Raw genomic sequence first — 14,881 nt, 5'->3', positions numbered from 1 at the left:
CACCGTTCTCGCCACAGGCGTATCCATCGGTATAGTGGCCCGGTCCCCGGCTTCTGAAATGGTGCGGAGCCGGCCAGATCCCGCCGACACCATCGGTCGCCAATCTCCTGCGGGGCGGCGACCGGCCGGAGCCCGCGTGGGAGACTGGGACGGTGGGCGACCCGGGCCCTCACGGCGAGTGAGCGGCACGTGTCATGCGGGAGGACATGGGTGAGGTGACGGCAAGCCTCCAGCGCCCGGTATCCAACGAAGGCCGGAGCAGACTCGTGCGGCACGTCGACAGCTTCGAGATCCAGCCGCCGACGCCGCCGTCACACAACGGCGTCCCTCGGTCGGCGTGGGCCAGGGCGCGACGACGTGTCTCCCGTTGGCACCGCCCCTACACCGCGATCCTGCTGCTGCTCGACTTCGGCGCGGCGGCGTTCGCCAGTTGGATCGCGATCCAACTCTTCGACCAGGCCGCCTCGGGTTTCTCGGGCACCAACCAGGACCCGACCTGGTTCCACACCATCTCCTACCTCCTGCTGCCGCTGGGCTGGGTGGTCATCCTCTGGAGCAACCGGGCGTACGACCGGCGCTATCTGGGGCTCGGCCCGGACGAGTTCAAGCGGGTCATCAGGGCCGCGGTCACGGTGGCGGCCAGCGTCTCCTTCCTCGCCTTCGCCACCAAGACCGCGCTGTCGCGGTGGACGGTGGGCACGGCGCTGCTCGGGGCGCTGCTGCTGATCCTGTGGGGCCGTTTCGTGGCCCGCTGGGCGCTGCACTACATCCGTCGGCGGGCCGGTCAGGCCGCGCACCGGATGGTGCTGGTCGGCACCCTGCCGGAGTGCCTGGAGGTCTACGCGGCGGTCACCCGTAGCCCGGCCGCCGGCCTGATGCCGGTCGCCATCCACATCACCGACGGCTACGCGGCGGCCCGCGGGGTGCCGACACCGGTGCCGGTGCACTCGGGCCGGGACGTCTTGGCCCTGGTCCGCGAGGTCGGCGGGGACACCATCGCCGTGTGCGGGTCGGCCAGCGCCGAGCCGGGCGAGCTGCGCCGACTGGCCTGGCAGCTCGAAGGCTCCGGGGTCGATCTCGTGGTCGCCCCGCAGTTGACCGACATCGCCGGCCCGCGTGTGCACATCCGGCCGATCGAGGGTCTGCCGCTGCTGCACGTCGAGGAGCCGACGCTCTCCGGGCCGGCGCTGCTGGCCAAGAACCTGATGGACCGGGTCGCCGCCGGCCTGGGCCTGCTGCTGCTGATCCCGCTCTTCATCTCGATCGCGGTGGCGATCCGAATCTCCGACCGCGGGCCGGTCTTCTTCCGCCAGCCCCGGGTGGGGCACGAGGGACGCACGTTCCGGGTGTGGAAGTTCCGGACGATGTACGTCGACGCCGAGGACCGGCTGGCCAGCCTCACCGACCAGAACGAGACCGACGGCATGCTGTTCAAGATGAAGCAGGACCCCCGGGTCTTCCCGGTGGGTCGCTTCCTGCGGGCCTCGTCGCTGGACGAGCTGCCGCAGTTGATCAACGTGCTCTGGGGTGAGATGTCGCTGGTCGGACCGCGCCCGCTGCCCGCCGACGACGGCGACTTCCTGGGCGACGTGCGACGCCGGCTGCTGGTGCGCCCCGGCATGACCGGGCTGTGGCAGGTCTCCGGCCGCTCCGACCTGTCGTGGGACGAGGCCGTCCGGCTCGACCTCTACTACGTCGACAACTGGTCGCTGGCGTACGACCTCAGCATCCTGTGGCGGACGGTCGGTGTGGTGCTCGCCCGCAAGGGCGCCTACTAGCGCGGGCGGCGGCGAGCCGTCAGGATCGCTGCGTGGGTGGCAACCTCTCCGCCGTCGTCGGCGTCGTCTCGCTGGTCACCGCGCTGACCGCGGCTCTGCTGGCGGTGCTGCGACTGCGCGCCCGGCGCGGCATCGCCACCGCCACCCAGCGGGCCACCTACGAGGTGCTGCACACCGCCGGGCTGGCCGCCGAACCGCTCCGGGCGGGGCTGAGCGCGGCCGGCGCGGCGAAGGCCGTACGCCATCTGCGGGCCCTGGCGGGCGCGGTCGGGCTGGCGCTCACGGACGCCGACAAGGTGCTCGCCCTCGACGGACGCGGCACGCACCACGGCGAGCAGCTGCTGGCGGCGGCCCAGCGGTCGATCAGCTCCGGGCGGTCGACGGTGCTCGGGGAGTCCGACCTGCGCTGCGACCGGGTGGACTGCCCGATCCGGGGTGCGGTGGTCGCGCCCCTGCACGGCGCCGACGCCCGGGTGGTCGGGGCGCTGGTGGCGATCGCCGACAACGCGCCGGCGCCGGGGCTGGTGCAGGCGACCCTGGAGACCGCGCACTGGGCCGGCAACCAGCTCGCCCTGGCCGAGCTGGACTCGTCCCGGGAGCGGCTGGCGCGGGCCGAGATCCGGGCGCTGCGGGCGCAGATCAGCCCACACTTCATCTACAACGCGTTGACCGCGATCGGCTCGTTCGTCCGCACCGACCCGGAGCGCGCCCGGGAGTTGATCCTGGAGTTCGCGGAGTTCACCAGGTACTCGTTCCGGGCGCACGGGGAGTTCACCACCCTCGCCGAGGAGCTGCGGTCGATCGACCGGTACCTGACGATCGAGCGGGCCCGCTTCGGCGACCGGTTGCAGGTGCGGTTGCAGATCGCGCCGGAGGTGCTGCCGGTGACGCTGCCGTTCCTGTGCCTCCAGCCGCTGGTGGAGAACGCCGTCCGGCACGGGTTGTCCCGCAAGCCGGGCACGGGCATGGTGAGCATCGAGGCCCGGGACGCGGGCGCCGAATGCCACATCACGGTGGAGGACGACGGGGTGGGTATGGATCCGACCGCGCTGACCGCCGGCATCGCCGAGCTGGCCCGCAGCACCGGCGACCCGGGTGACGACACGGGCCAGCACGTCGGCCTCTCGAACGTCGACGAGCGGCTGCGCTCGGTCTTCGGTGATCGTTTCGGGCTGGTCGTCGAGACCGGGCTGGGCTCGGGCACGCGGGTGAGCGTGCGGGTGCCGAAGTTCCACCCGGGCGTACGGGCCGGCTCGTGACCACCGGGTTCCTGCGGGTGTTGGCGGTGGACGACGAGCCGCCGGCACTCGACGAGTTGGCCTACCACCTGCGGGCCGATCCCCGGGTGGCCCGCCTGCACACGGCCGGGGACGCCACGGAGGCGCTGCGGCTGCTGCGCGACGGCGACGTGGACGTGGTCTTCCTGGACATCCGGATGCCCGGCCTGGACGGCATGGAGCTGGCCCGGGTGCTGCGGCGGTTCGCCCGGCCACCGGCGATCGTCTTCGTCACCGCGTACGACGACGGCGCGGTGGACGCCTTCGACCTGGGCGCCACGGACTATGTCCGCAAACCGGTACGCGCCGAACGGCTGGCCGAGTCGCTGCGGCGGGTGATCGGTTCGCGGGTGGTGCCGTCGCACCCGGCGGCGCTGGCCCGCGCCGAGGAGGATCCGACCATCCCGATCGAGCTGGCCGGGACGACCCGGATGCTGCCGCGCTCGGCGGTGCGCTGGGTGGAGGCGCAGGGCGATTACGCGCGGCTGCACACCGCCGAGGGGTCGCACCTGGTACGGGTTTCGCTCGCCACGCTTGCCGAGCGTTGGGCGGACGCGGGTTTCGTGCGGGTGCACCGGTCGTACCTGGTGCAGTTGAAGTTGATCGCCGAACTGCGTCTGGTGAACTCCGGCTACGTGGTGGTGGTCGACTCCACCGAGCTGCCGGTGAGCCGGCGGCACACCCGCGAGCTGAAGGACAAGCTGGTCAGGGCGGCGAAGCAGGATTGGAGTCGCTGAACCGGGAATGCGCCCGACCATCCCGTACGTTGTACGCTAGGCCGTACGACAACCCGGGAGGCCGCCGTGCACGAAACTCCGTTCAACGCCGAGACCGAGTTCGACAGCCAGCTCGACCGCCTGCTGAAGTTGGGCTATCCGGCCCTGGCCGGGATGACCGAGAGCGCCTTCCGCGACCTGGTCGCGCCCCTGCGGGCGCGAGCGGTCGACGGTGCCGCCGGCCTGCCCGCGCCCACCGACGCCCGGGTGCCGTTCCTGCTGGTCGTCACGCGCGACCTGATCGGCGTGGAGCCCCGACTCGAACTCACCACCCTGGCCGGCAAGCGCAAGCCCGGCTTCCTCGACCGGCACTACGCCGAGGACGACCTGCCGCGCTTCGACCCCATCAAGGAGCTGGAGGTGCCCGCCGGGCCGGCGTACCTCCTCTTCGACGTCGACCGTGGTGAGGAGTTCCGCAACCTCGCCCCGGCGGCGGCCATGGAGGGTATGACCGCCCAGGATCGGCTTCCGCTCACCATCGACGAGGGGCTCGCCTTCATCACGCTGTACCCCGAGGCGCTGGCCAGCAACAGGTGCTTCTCGCTGGTCGGATCACGGTGCGGCGACAAGCGGGTGCCGGCGCTGTGGATCAGCCAGGGCGCGCCGAAGCTCGGCTGGTGCTGGTACGGCAACCCGCACACCTGGCTCGGCTCCGCCTCGGCCCGCCCCGAGCGCGTCGGCCTGGACTGAACCCGGCAACCACCGAGCAGAGGCCAGGTCAGAAGATGTCGGCGAGCGCAAGCGTGAGCGGGAACGGCTGCTCACTGCGGTAGACCTCGCCCGCTGGCATGACGACCTGCTCCCGGTAACCGCCGGGCGCGTTCACGAGCACCGTCACGGTCTGCTTGCGGGGCTCCACCAGCCAGTAGCGGGGAATGCCGGCCGCCGCGTACTCGTGCCGGTTGAGCACCAGGTCGCGGCCGGCGTTGCTCGGCGAGATCACCTCAACGACGAGGAGCACGTCGACCGGGTCGAGCGCGGCGCCACCCCGATCCATCGCGCTCTCGCGTGCGACGAACAGATCCGGAACGAAGTACGACGAGCGCTTCGCGCTGACGCCGATGTCCTGCCCGACAAGCAGACCAGGCGGTGCCTGCCGGTCGAGGATTCGGCGGAGGCGGTTGGCGACCGCGCCGTGGAAGACGTCCGCATGGGGGGACACGAGCAGGCTCCCGTCGAAGATCTCGTAGACCTGGTTGTCCTCGGGGAGGGCCTGGAGGTCGTCCACCGTCCAGGCGTCACCTCGGCCGGGCCGGGCAGGGTTGGTCACCGTCACACCTCCTCTCTACCGGTCCACCCTGACAGCTCGGTTGGTCGTCCACAACGAGCCTCGGACGTTCGGGGAGGCCGGCGGCCATTACCGCCGAGTTATCCACAGGGCTGACCGGTTCTCCACAGGTTGTTCACAACGCCACCCACTGATCTCCACGGTGGCTCCCTACAGTCAGACCCCATGAAGGAACGCCGCGTCCTGGTCGTCGAGGACGAACGCACCATCGCCGAGTCGGTCGCCGCCCGACTCCGCGCCGAGGGTTTCGCGGTGGAGATCGCCACGGACGGCCCCAGCGCGGTCGAGCGGTTCCGGACCGGGCAGCCGGACCTCGTCGTCCTCGACGTCATGCTGCCCGGGTTCGACGGTCTGGAGGTGTGCCGGCGTATCCAGGCGGTCCGGCCGGTTCCGGTGCTGATGCTCACCGCCCGCGACGACGAGACCGATCTGCTGGTCGGGCTCGCCGTCGGCGCGGACGACTACCTCACCAAGCCGTTCTCGATGCGCGAGCTGGCTGCCCGCGTCCACGTGCTGCTGCGCCGGATGGAACGGGCCGCGACCCCCGCGCCACCCGCCATCCGCCTCGGCGACATCGAGATCAACGAAGCCGAACGGCGGGTTCGCCGGGCCGGCGCGGACGTGCACCTCACGCCGACCGAGTTCGACCTCCTGCTGCACCTCGCCGGCCGACCCCGGACGGTGCTTCCCCGGGAACGACTGCTCGCCGACGTGTGGGGCTGGGCCGACGGCACCGGCACCCGCACGGTGGACAGCCACGTGAAGGCCTTGCGCCGCAAACTCGGCGCCGACCTGATCCGGACCGTCCACGGCGTCGGGTACGCCCTGGAGGTTCCCGCGTGACCGGCCCGCAGGTGGACTGGCTGAACCGGGTGCTTCCCCGCCCCCTCGACCCGGTCCGCTCGATCAAGATGAAGCTCGGTGTCCTGCTGGTCGCCTCCTGGGCGGTGGCCATCGGCTACTTCTGGTACGGCATCGGCTGGCTCCCACCGGGCACGGCGATCACCGCCATCTGCATTGCGCTGGTCACCTCGCAGGTGCTCGCCCACGGGATGACCTCGCCGCTGCGCGAGATGACGGCCGCCGCCGGGGTGATGGCCCGCGGCGACTACACCCGTCGGGTACGCGCCACCTCCCGGGACGAGGTGGGCGAGCTGGCCCAGGCGTTCAACAAGATGGCCGAGGACCTGCACGCGGCGGACCAGCGGCGGCGTGAGCTGATCGCCAACGTCTCCCACGAGCTGCGGACGCCGATCACCGCGTTGCAGGGCGTACTGGAGAACATGGTGGACGGGGTGGCCGAGCCGGAGCCGGCGGCACTGCGCGCGGCGTTGTCCCAGACCGAGCGGCTCGGTCATCTCGTCGCCGACCTGCTCGACCTGTCCCGTCTCGACGCCGGGGTGGTGCCACTGCGCCGGGTCACCATCGACGTGGGGGACTTCCTCGACGAGGCGGTGGAGCACGCCACCGCCAGCGCGGCCGGCGCGGGGCTGGACGTGGACTTCCGGCTGCACGAGTTGGCGACGCCGTTGACCGTGCACGCCGACCCGTGGCGGTTGCACCAGGTGTTCACCAACCTGCTCGACAACGCGGCGCGACACAGTCCGCCGGGCGGCACCGTGCGGGTGAGCGCCGAGGAACACGCCGGCCAGCTCCACTTCGAGGTCAGCGACGAGGGACCGGGCATCCCGACGGCCGAGCGGTCGCGGGTGTTCGAACGATTCACCCGCGGCGACCGCGCCGCCGGGGGTGGAACCGGCCTCGGCCTCGCCATCGCCCGCTGGGTCGTCGAACTCCACGGCGGCCGGATCGCGGTCCTCGACCCGGTCAGCGCCGCCAAGGGCGCCCGTCCGGGCTGCCGCATCCAGGTCACCATCCCGAACAACGGCCCAGACCGAGGAGAGGTCGCATGACCACCCCTGGCAGCACTCCGCCGCCGACCAGCGGCCCGGCGACGCGAGTCGCCGAAGCACCGGCACGGCCGACCGCCAACCCGTCGGCACCGCCGACCGGAGGCCCAGCGGCACCCCGGGCCGGAGGCCCAGCCGCACCGCCGACCGGCCCTGCCGGACGGCCGCTTCCGGCCTGGCCCCAGCCGATGGCGGCTGCACCCCGGCCGCCATCGCTGATCGAGCGGCGCTGGCCAGGGCCATCGGGTGCCGCGCGCCCGCTCGTCCTGGCGGCCCTGACGGCGGCCTCCGTCCTCGGCGCGTCGACGATCACGATGATTCGTCCCGGACTCGGCTGGCTGGTGGCCGTGCTGGCCGGCACCGCCGCGCTCGCCGTCGCCGCCGTCGTTCGGGCGAGACCGTCGACCGCGCCACCCGCGTCGGCGACACCGACGCCACCGACCACCCCATCCAGTCCGGCGACCCCGGCGACTCCGTCCATCGCAACCGGCCAGGCCACTCCGACCACGACGTCCGACCCGGCCACTCCGACCACGACGACGGCCCAGGCCACGCCAACGGACCGGGTAACCCCGGCGGCCATCGCCCGTCCCGATGCCACGGGGGCATCGGGGCGGGCGGCGCAGGTCGTCTGGGCCGCCGCGACCGTCGCGTTGGTGGGCGTGGGTACCCTCCGGGCAGCCGGCTGGCTCTTCGCGCTCTGCCTGCTCGCCGCCGTGGTGACCGGGACGCTCGCGGTGACCGGCGGGCGGAGCCCGCTCGGGATGCTGCTGGCCGCGACCCTGCCGCCGGCCGCGACGGTACGGGCGCTCCCCTGGGCGGTACGCGGGCTGCGCGACACCCGACCGGCCGGCTCGGGGATCGCCGTCGGACGGGTCCTGACCAGCGTGGCGATCTCCGCCGGTCTGCTGATGCTGTTCGGCCTGCTCTTCTCCTCCGCCGACGCGGTCTTCGCCGACCTGGTCAGCGGCTTGTTGCCCGACATCTCGGTTCCCGGCACCATCGGGTGGACGTTCCGTCTGCTGCTGATCGGTGGCGGTCTGCTGGGTGCCGCGTACCTGGTCAGTCGACCGCCCAACCTCGACGGCCTGCGGCCTGGGCCGGCGCGGCCGGCGCACCGGCTCGAGTGGACGCTTCCGCTGGTGCTGCTCGACGCCCTGTTCGCGGCGTTCGTACTGGTCCAGTTGACGGTGCTGTTCGGTGGCTCGGGGCACGTGCTGCGCACGGCAGGGCTCACCTACGCGCAGTACGCGCGCGGCGGCTTCTGGCAACTGCTCGCCGTCACCGGGCTCACCCTGCTGGTGATCGCCGTCGCCGCCCGTCGGGCACCGAAGGCCACACGGACCGACCGGCTGCTCGTCCGCGCGCTGCTCGGGGCGCTGACCGCGCTCAGCCTGGTGATCGTCGCCTCGGCGCTCTACCGGATGCAGGTCTACGCCGACGCGTACGGCGCCACCCGCCTGCGGCTCGTCGTGGCAACCGTCGAACTGTGGCTCGGGCTGCTGTTCGTGCTGGTCGGCGTAGCCGTGGTACGGCTGCGGGCCACCTGGCTGCCCCGACTGGTGATCGGCACGGCGGTACTGGCGCTGCTCGGGCTGGCCCTGGTCAACCCCGATCGGCTGATCGCCGACCGGAACGTCGACAGGTACCTGCAGACCGGCCGGTTGGACGTCGACTACGTGTCCGGCCTCTCGGCGGACGCCGTACCCGCCCTGGCCCGGCTGCCCGAGCCGATGCGGATCTGCGCGCTGTCCCGGCTCGCCGTCGAACTGCCACGGGACGGTGTCTGGGCGACGAACCTCGGACGGGAGCGCGCCCGCCCCGAGCTGGACCGGATCCCGGTGATCGGCCCGGCCTCGCACTGCCTCGTCCCGCGTGGCTGGTGAGCGTCGACGCTTGACAATCCGGCGAGGCGGGCAAGACTGCCGGGGTGGCCAAGCAACTCCCTGACGTGGGGTCGGGCGGTGCGGTTCCGCCGCCCCGCCGGGCCCGGATCGTGTTGGCCGACATCACCCGGCGCGACACGCGCTCCGAGCGGACCCGCGCCGAGCTGGCCCAGCAGACCCAGGTCGGCGAGGCGCTGGTCCGTGGCCTGGTCCGGGCCCAGCTCGCGCTGGCGTTGCGGTTGTCGCTGGTGGTCGTCATTGGGCTGGGCGGGTTGCCCTGGCTGTTCGCCATCGCGCCGTCGCTCGGCCGGACCACCGTGGCCGGCGTCAACCTGCCCTGGCTGCTGCTCGGGGTGGCGTCGTTCCCGTTCCTGATCGCGGTGGGCTGGGCGTACGTGCGGCTGGCCGAGCGCAACGAGCAGGACTTCACCGACCTGGTGCAGCGGCCGGAGCACTGAGGTGGGCAACGACTACGTGGTTCCGGCCATCGTCGCGGTCACCCTGGTCACCGTCGGCATCGGCTTCTACGGGCTGCGGCTGGCCCGGACCACGTCAGATTTCCTGGTCGCCTCGCGGGCGATCAGTCCGACCTGGAACGCTGCCGCCATCGGTGGGGAGTACCTGTCGGCCGCGAGCTTCCTCGGCATCGCTGGCCTGGTCCTCAAGTACGGCGTGGACGTGCTCTGGTACCCGGTCGGCTTCGCCGCCGGCTACCTGGCTCTCCTGCTGTTCGTGGCCGCGCCGCTGCGCCGCTCCGGCGCGTTCACGCTGCCCGACTTCTGTGAACTACGGCTCGGGTCACGCCGCCTGCGCATCCTCGCCACCGCCTTCGTGATCTTCATCGGCTGGCTCTACCTGGTGCCGCAGTTACAGGGTGCCGGGCTCACGCTGGCCACGGTGGCCGGCTCCCCGTACCCGGTGGGTGCCCTTCTGGTCGCGGCCGTGGTCACCGCGAACGTGGCGCTCGGCGGGATGCGGGCCATCACCTTCGTCCAGGCGTTCCAGTACTGGCTCAAGTTGACCGCTCTCGCCGTACCCGTGATCTTCTTGGCGCTGCAGTGGCAGGCCGATGCCCGCCCGGCGGTGACACCGCCGGACGGGCCGACGTTCCGGGCCGCGACCACCGTCGTGGTCGAGCACCGCGCGACCCTCACCCTGGCCGACGGTGAGATTCGGGAGGTACGCCCCGGCGACGAGCTGTCGTTCGCCGCCGGTGACCCGGTGCCGGAGGTGTCCGGGGTGGCCACCGACGCGGCGGACTGGTTGCTGCCCAGCGCCGCCGGCGCCGACGACCGGGGCCTGTTCGGCACGTACTCGCTGATCCTGGCCACCTTCCTGGGCACGATGGGTCTCCCGCACGTGCTGGTCCGCTTCTACACCAACCCCGACGGCGCGGCGGCACGCCGGACGACGCTGGTGGTGCTGGCCCTGGTCGGCGTCTTCTACCTGCTACCCACCCTGTACGGGGTGCTGGGCCGGATCTACACCCCGCAACTGCTCGTCAGCGGGCAGACCGACGCGGTGGTGGTCCTGCTGCCCGGCGCGGTCCTCGGTGACGGGCTCACCGGGCGGCTGCTCGCCGCGCTGGTCTCGGCGGGAGCGTTCGCCGCCTTCCTGTCCACCTCGTCGGGCCTGCTGACCAGCGTCGCCGGGGTGATCTCGACGGACGTGCTCGGCCGCGGCTCGGTACGCGGCTTCCGCTGGGCGACCATCATCGCCGGGGGCGTACCGGCGGTGCTGGCCCTGCACGTCTCCGGCCTGGACGTCTCACAGGTGGTCGGGTTGGCCTTCGCCGTCGCCGCGTCGAGCTTCTGCCCGCTGCTGGTGCTGGGCATCTGGTGGCGCGGTCTGACCGACCTGGGCGCGGCCGCCGGGGTGCTGGCCGGCGGCGGGGCGGCGATCGGCGCGGTGCTGGTGACCGTCCTCGGCCCGCCGCTGTCCGGCTGGCCCGCCACCCTCACCGCGCAGCCGGCCGCGTGGACGGTGCCGCTGGCCTTCACCGTGATGGTCGCGGTGTCGATGGCGACCCGCCGCCGAGCACCGGCCGACGTAGCGGCCACCATGCTCCGCCTCCACACCCCCGAAGCCCTCCGCCTGTAGCCCCCCGCGCCCCCGCCCCCTCCGCCCCCCGCCCCCCCGCGCCCCGGCCCCGCGCCCCGCGCCCCGCGCCCCGCGCCCCGCGATCTTGCAGTTTCTGTGGCGACAAAGACGACATCTCACGCTTATGGACAACCGAAACTGCAAGATCGGCGCCGCGAGGGCGTTGATCCACTCGGGATCACTGAAATAGGGGTGTCCGGGCGAGGGGATACCGCAGCATCACGAAACACGAGTGGATCAAGCCGGGCGGCTACGCCTCCGGAATGATCGTGCGTCCGCCTGTCGCCGGACGGCGGATCTGGCGGTCGGCGGATAACGTCGGGCCATGACTGGTGAACATCCCGCGCTCGTGCTGCGTGGTCTGGCTAAACGGTTCGACGGCACGGTCGCGGTCGCCGGTGTCGACCTGGACGTACCGGCCGGGTCCTTCTACGGGCTGCTCGGCCCGAACGGGGCCGGCAAGACCACCACCCTGTCGATGGCGGTCGGCCTGCTACGGCCGGACGCCGGCTCGGCGTGGGTGCTCGGCCAGGACGTGTGGCGCGACCCGGTCACGGCCAAGCAGTTGCTCGGCGTGATGCCCGACGGTGTCCGGCTGTTCGACCGGCTCAGCGGCGCGGAACTGCTGGCGTACCACGGGCTGCTGCGGGGGATGGACCCGGCGGTGGTCGACCAGCGGGCTGCGGAGCTGCTGGACGTCCTGGCGCTCGGCGACGCCGGCCGGACGCTGGTGGTGGACTACTCGGCGGGCATGAAGAAGAAGATCGGCCTGGCCTGCGCGTTGCTGCACGCGCCCCGGGTGCTGGTGCTGGACGAGCCGTTCGAGGCGGTCGACCCGGTGTCGGCGGCGCTGATCCGCGACATTCTCACCCGGTACGCGGCCGGCGGCGGCACGGTGGTCTTCTCCAGTCACGTGATGGAGGTCGTCGAGCGGCTGTGCTCGCACGTGGCGATCCTGGCCCAGGGCACCATCAAGCGGGTCGGCACGATCGCGGACGTCCGGGGCGACCGGTCGCTGGAACAGGTCTTCGTCGAGGTGGTCGGCGGGCGCACCGCGACCGGTGACGAGTTGTCATGGCTGTCTCGGTGAACCGGGCCACCGCGGCCACCGCACCCGCCGCTCCGGCGCGACGGGTCTCCGCGCGGCACTTCGTACGGCTCAAGCTCCGGGTGATGGGCAACAACTTCCGGGGCCAGGGCTGGCGGATCGCGATGTTCGTCGGCGGGGCGCTGGTCGGCCTCTGGCTCGCGGCCAGCGGCTTCTTCCTGTTCGCCGCGCCGGGCATGACGGGCAACGGCCGGTACGCGGTGCTGGTCGCGGCGGCCGGCGGGGGCCTGCTGGTGCTCGGTTGGCTGCTGCTGCCGCTGGTCTTCTTCGGGGTGGACGAGACACTGGACCCGGCCCGGTTCGCGCTGCTGCCGCTGCCGCGCCGCACCCTTGTCGTCGGCCTGTTCGCCGCCGCGCTGGTCAGCGTGCCGGTGCTGGCGGCGTCGATCGCCTCGCTGGGGCTGGTACTGACCGCCTGGGCGCTGGGCGGCTGGTCCGCCGGTGTCGTGGCCGTGCTCGGCGTACTCGCCGGGTTGTTGCTCTGTGTGGCCGCGAGCCGCGCGGTGACCAGCGCCTTCGCCAGCATGCTGCGGTCCCGTCGGGTACGCGACCTGGCCGCCGTGCTGTTGGCGGTGACCGCCGCGCTACTCGGCCCGTTGCAGGTGTTCGGCCTGGCGGCGCTGCGCCAGACGGACTGGACCCGACTGACCGGAGCCGCGTCGGTGCTCGGGTGGACGCCGTTCGGGGCGCCGTGGACCGCCGGCATCGACGTGGCACAGGGACGGGTGTGGGCCGCCCCGCTCAAGCTGCTGATCACGCTGGCGGCGATCGGCGCGCTGCTGGCCTGGTGGTCGCGGTCGCTGGAGTCGGCGATGGTGGGCTCGGCGACCGCCGGCCGGGCACCGGCGCGACGCGGCGTCGACGGCGGCGCGGTCGCCCAACTCTTCCCCCGGGCCGCCACCTGGGCGCGGCGGGACCGGTTCGGCGCGCTCGTCGCCCGGGAGGCCCGCTACTGGTGGCGGGACGCCCGCCGCCGAGCCAACCTGATCACCATCGCGGTGGTCGGCATCTTCGTGCCCGTCCTGATCAACGTCATGGGCGGCGACTTCGCGGCCGAGAACGCGGGGTTCACGGCGGCCGCCAGCGACAGCTCACCGGTCGTGGTCACCATCTCGCTTCTCTTCGTCGGCGTACTCGCCTCGGTCACCCTGGCCAACCAGTTCGGCTTCGACGGCAGCGCGTACGCCGCGAACGTCGTGGCTGGCGTGCCGGGTCGCGTCGAGCTGCGCGCGCGGATGACCGCCTTCTCGCTGTACGTCCTGCCGATGCTGGCGATCATCGCAGTGGTGCTGTCGGCGCTGCTCAGCCGACCGGAGTGGATCGGGCTGATGGTGGGCAGTCTGCTCGCCACCTACGGTGCGGGATTGGCGGTGAACAGTTTCGTCTCGGTGCTCGGGGCGTACTCGCTGCCGGAGACGAGCAACCCGTTCGGGATGAACAGCGGTGCGGGCATGGCGAAGGGGCTGCTCACCCTGCTGGCCATGGTCACCTCGGCGGCCGTCGCGGTGCCGATGGTGGTGGCCGCCGCGCTGCTCGGCGAGGCCTGGCTGTGGCTGGCCCTTCCGGTCGGCGCGGCGTACGGGCTGGGTGCGGCCCTGCTCGGCGCTTACCTGGCCGGTGACGTGCTGGACCGACGTCAGCCGGAACTGCTCGCCACCGTCACGCCACGCCGCTAGGCGGCCGGGCCGCGAGACGCGTGGGCAGCGAGGAATCCGGTCCAGGCCGACGGGCTGAACGTGAGCACCGGGCCGGACCGATCCTTGCTGTCCCGCACCAGCACGACACCCGGCAGATTGTCCGCCACCTCGACGCAGTTGCCGCCGGAGTCGGTCGACCGGATAGAGGTGCGCCAGCGCGGCTCAATCATCGTCACGGTGTCACCTTCAGCTTCCGAATCAGGTCCATTGACGCACCTGTGGACAGTGCTTCGCCGAGCAGACTATCCCATTTGCGATCAATCAATCGGAGCGTCTGCGGTTCATCCATGACGTGTCCGCGAGCGGCATTCTCCAGGTAGAGCACCCCTTCCCCGTCAGGCAGATCGGCGAATACGAAGCCGCCACCGAACCCGACATGCTCACCGACGCTCAATGGAATGACGTGCAGCCGCACGAACGGAAGGTCCGCCACCTCAAGCAGTCGACCGAGTTGGGCATTGAGCACGGCGTGACCCCCCACGGGGCGATGCAGGCCCATTTCATCCACCACGAAGACGCAGTGCGGCGGCACCTCCCGGGACAACAGCCGTTGACGTTCCAGGCGAACCGCGACAAGTTCGTCGACCACGGCCGGCGGCTGCAATCCACCCGCCGAGATGACAGCGCGGGCATACTCCTCGGTCTGCAACAGGCCGGGCACCAGGCATGCCTCGAAGGCTCGGAGGCGCGTCGCCCGCTGCTCGTAGCCGCGCCACGGGACGAACCAGGATGGGCCGTGTTCCTGGTCCGCAGCCTTGAGGAGTTCGGCGAGGAGGCCGCCGGTGGCCAGGGCTTCGTCGGCGGCCACCGCGAATTCCATCGTCGGTCGGCGACGGCCGGTCTCGATGGCGGCCACCGTGGACGGACTCCACCTGATCAGGGTCGCCAGCGCCTCCTGGGACACGTCGGCACCGGCGCGGGCGGCCTTCAACGCCCGTACCCACATCTCGATGTTCATCCTTACCTCTCCGGTAAGTACGTGACTGCGCAGCGTAGTAAGCCCTGGAATCCTCCCGTGTCCGCGCCGCGCCGTCCAGGGTGGAGAGCACGCGGCCCGGCTG

General features: G+C 72.1%; 14 protein-coding genes. 11 read left to right on the top strand and 3 right to left on the bottom strand.

Going from position 1 to position 14,881, the window contains the following annotated elements:
• Positions 1 to 206: 206 nt before the first annotated feature.
• The 4 genes from AB0B55_RS13265 (at position 207) to AB0B55_RS13250 (ending at position 4,521) form a co-directional block, all read left to right on the top strand.
• Positions 207 to 1,778, top strand: a complete 1,572-nt coding sequence (locus AB0B55_RS13265) for a sugar transferase (protein WP_357131827.1) — start codon at positions 207 to 209, stop codon at positions 1,776 to 1,778.
• A gap of 32 nt (positions 1,779 to 1,810) precedes the next feature.
• Entirely contained in the window at positions 1,811 to 3,037 is a 1,227-nt protein-coding gene (locus AB0B55_RS13260) for a histidine kinase (RefSeq protein WP_357171785.1), read from the top strand.
• The gene (locus AB0B55_RS13255; protein ID WP_053651534.1) at positions 3,034 to 3,792 is read left to right on the top strand and encodes a LytTR family DNA-binding domain-containing protein; all 759 of its coding nucleotides are present in this window, start codon (positions 3,034 to 3,036) and stop codon (positions 3,790 to 3,792) included. Before AB0B55_RS13260 ends, AB0B55_RS13255 begins: the two co-directional genes overlap by 4 nt.
• A gap of 66 nt (positions 3,793 to 3,858) precedes the next feature.
• Positions 3,859 to 4,521, top strand: a complete 663-nt coding sequence (locus AB0B55_RS13250) for a DUF5701 family protein (protein ID WP_357131542.1) — start codon at positions 3,859 to 3,861, stop codon at positions 4,519 to 4,521.
• Positions 4,522 to 4,549: 28 nt separating this feature from the next.
• Here AB0B55_RS13250 and AB0B55_RS13245 read toward each other — a convergent pair whose 3' ends face one another.
• A complete protein-coding gene (locus AB0B55_RS13245) occupies positions 4,550 to 5,101 on the bottom strand; it encodes a Uma2 family endonuclease (RefSeq protein ID WP_357171784.1) in 552 nt (183 codons plus the stop codon).
• A gap of 183 nt (positions 5,102 to 5,284) precedes the next feature.
• Here AB0B55_RS13245 and AB0B55_RS13240 point away from each other — a divergent pair, with 183 nt between their 5' ends.
• The 7 genes from AB0B55_RS13240 to AB0B55_RS13210 all read left to right on the top strand — a co-directional run bounded on the left by AB0B55_RS13240 (position 5,285) and on the right by AB0B55_RS13210 (position 13,799).
• Positions 5,285 to 5,962 (top strand): response regulator transcription factor, encoded by a 678-nt coding sequence (locus tag AB0B55_RS13240; protein ID WP_355048673.1) that lies wholly within the window; start codon positions 5,285 to 5,287, stop codon positions 5,960 to 5,962.
• Entirely contained in the window at positions 5,959 to 7,032 is a 1,074-nt protein-coding gene (locus AB0B55_RS13235) for a HAMP domain-containing sensor histidine kinase (RefSeq protein ID WP_357171783.1), read from the top strand. The genes AB0B55_RS13240 and AB0B55_RS13235 overlap by 4 nt, the downstream gene beginning before the upstream one ends.
• 311 nt (positions 7,033 to 7,343) lie before the next feature.
• Complete coding sequence (locus AB0B55_RS13230; RefSeq protein WP_357171782.1) at positions 7,344 to 8,915, top strand: DUF4173 domain-containing protein; 1,572 nt, start codon at positions 7,344 to 7,346, stop codon at positions 8,913 to 8,915.
• 44 nt (positions 8,916 to 8,959) lie between these two features.
• On the top strand, positions 8,960 to 9,373 hold the full coding sequence (locus AB0B55_RS13225; protein ID WP_355048671.1) for a hypothetical protein: 414 nt from the start codon (positions 8,960 to 8,962) through the stop codon (positions 9,371 to 9,373).
• Position 9,374: 1 nt separating this feature from the next.
• Positions 9,375 to 11,015 (top strand): cation acetate symporter, encoded by a 1,641-nt coding sequence (locus AB0B55_RS13220; protein ID WP_357171781.1) that lies wholly within the window; start codon positions 9,375 to 9,377, stop codon positions 11,013 to 11,015.
• 325 nt (positions 11,016 to 11,340) lie between these two features.
• On the top strand, positions 11,341 to 12,105 hold the full coding sequence (locus tag AB0B55_RS13215) for an ABC transporter ATP-binding protein (protein WP_355048664.1): 765 nt from the start codon (positions 11,341 to 11,343) through the stop codon (positions 12,103 to 12,105).
• Positions 12,090 to 13,799, top strand: a complete 1,710-nt coding sequence (locus AB0B55_RS13210; protein WP_357131529.1) for an ABC transporter permease — start codon at positions 12,090 to 12,092, stop codon at positions 13,797 to 13,799. The genes AB0B55_RS13215 and AB0B55_RS13210 overlap by 16 nt, the downstream gene beginning before the upstream one ends.
• Here the strand turns inward: AB0B55_RS13210 and AB0B55_RS13205 are convergent.
• Positions 13,796 to 13,996: a DUF397 domain-containing protein gene (locus AB0B55_RS13205; protein ID WP_357131526.1), complete on the bottom strand. Its 201-nt coding sequence runs from the start codon at positions 13,994 to 13,996 to the stop codon at positions 13,796 to 13,798. The genes AB0B55_RS13210 and AB0B55_RS13205 overlap by 4 nt on opposite strands.
• On the bottom strand, positions 13,993 to 14,778 hold the full coding sequence (locus tag AB0B55_RS13200; protein WP_357131523.1) for a helix-turn-helix transcriptional regulator: 786 nt from the start codon (positions 14,776 to 14,778) through the stop codon (positions 13,993 to 13,995). Before AB0B55_RS13200 ends, AB0B55_RS13205 begins: the two co-directional genes overlap by 4 nt.
• Between the last annotated feature and the right edge of the window lie 103 nt (positions 14,779 to 14,881).

The organism is Micromonospora sp. NPDC049107 (assembly GCF_040648595.1).
GTDB lineage: Bacteria > Actinomycetota > Actinomycetes > Mycobacteriales > Micromonosporaceae > Micromonospora.
The sequence above is the reverse complement of the archived record's forward strand: the minus strand, read 5'-3'. Positions and strand labels throughout refer to the sequence as shown.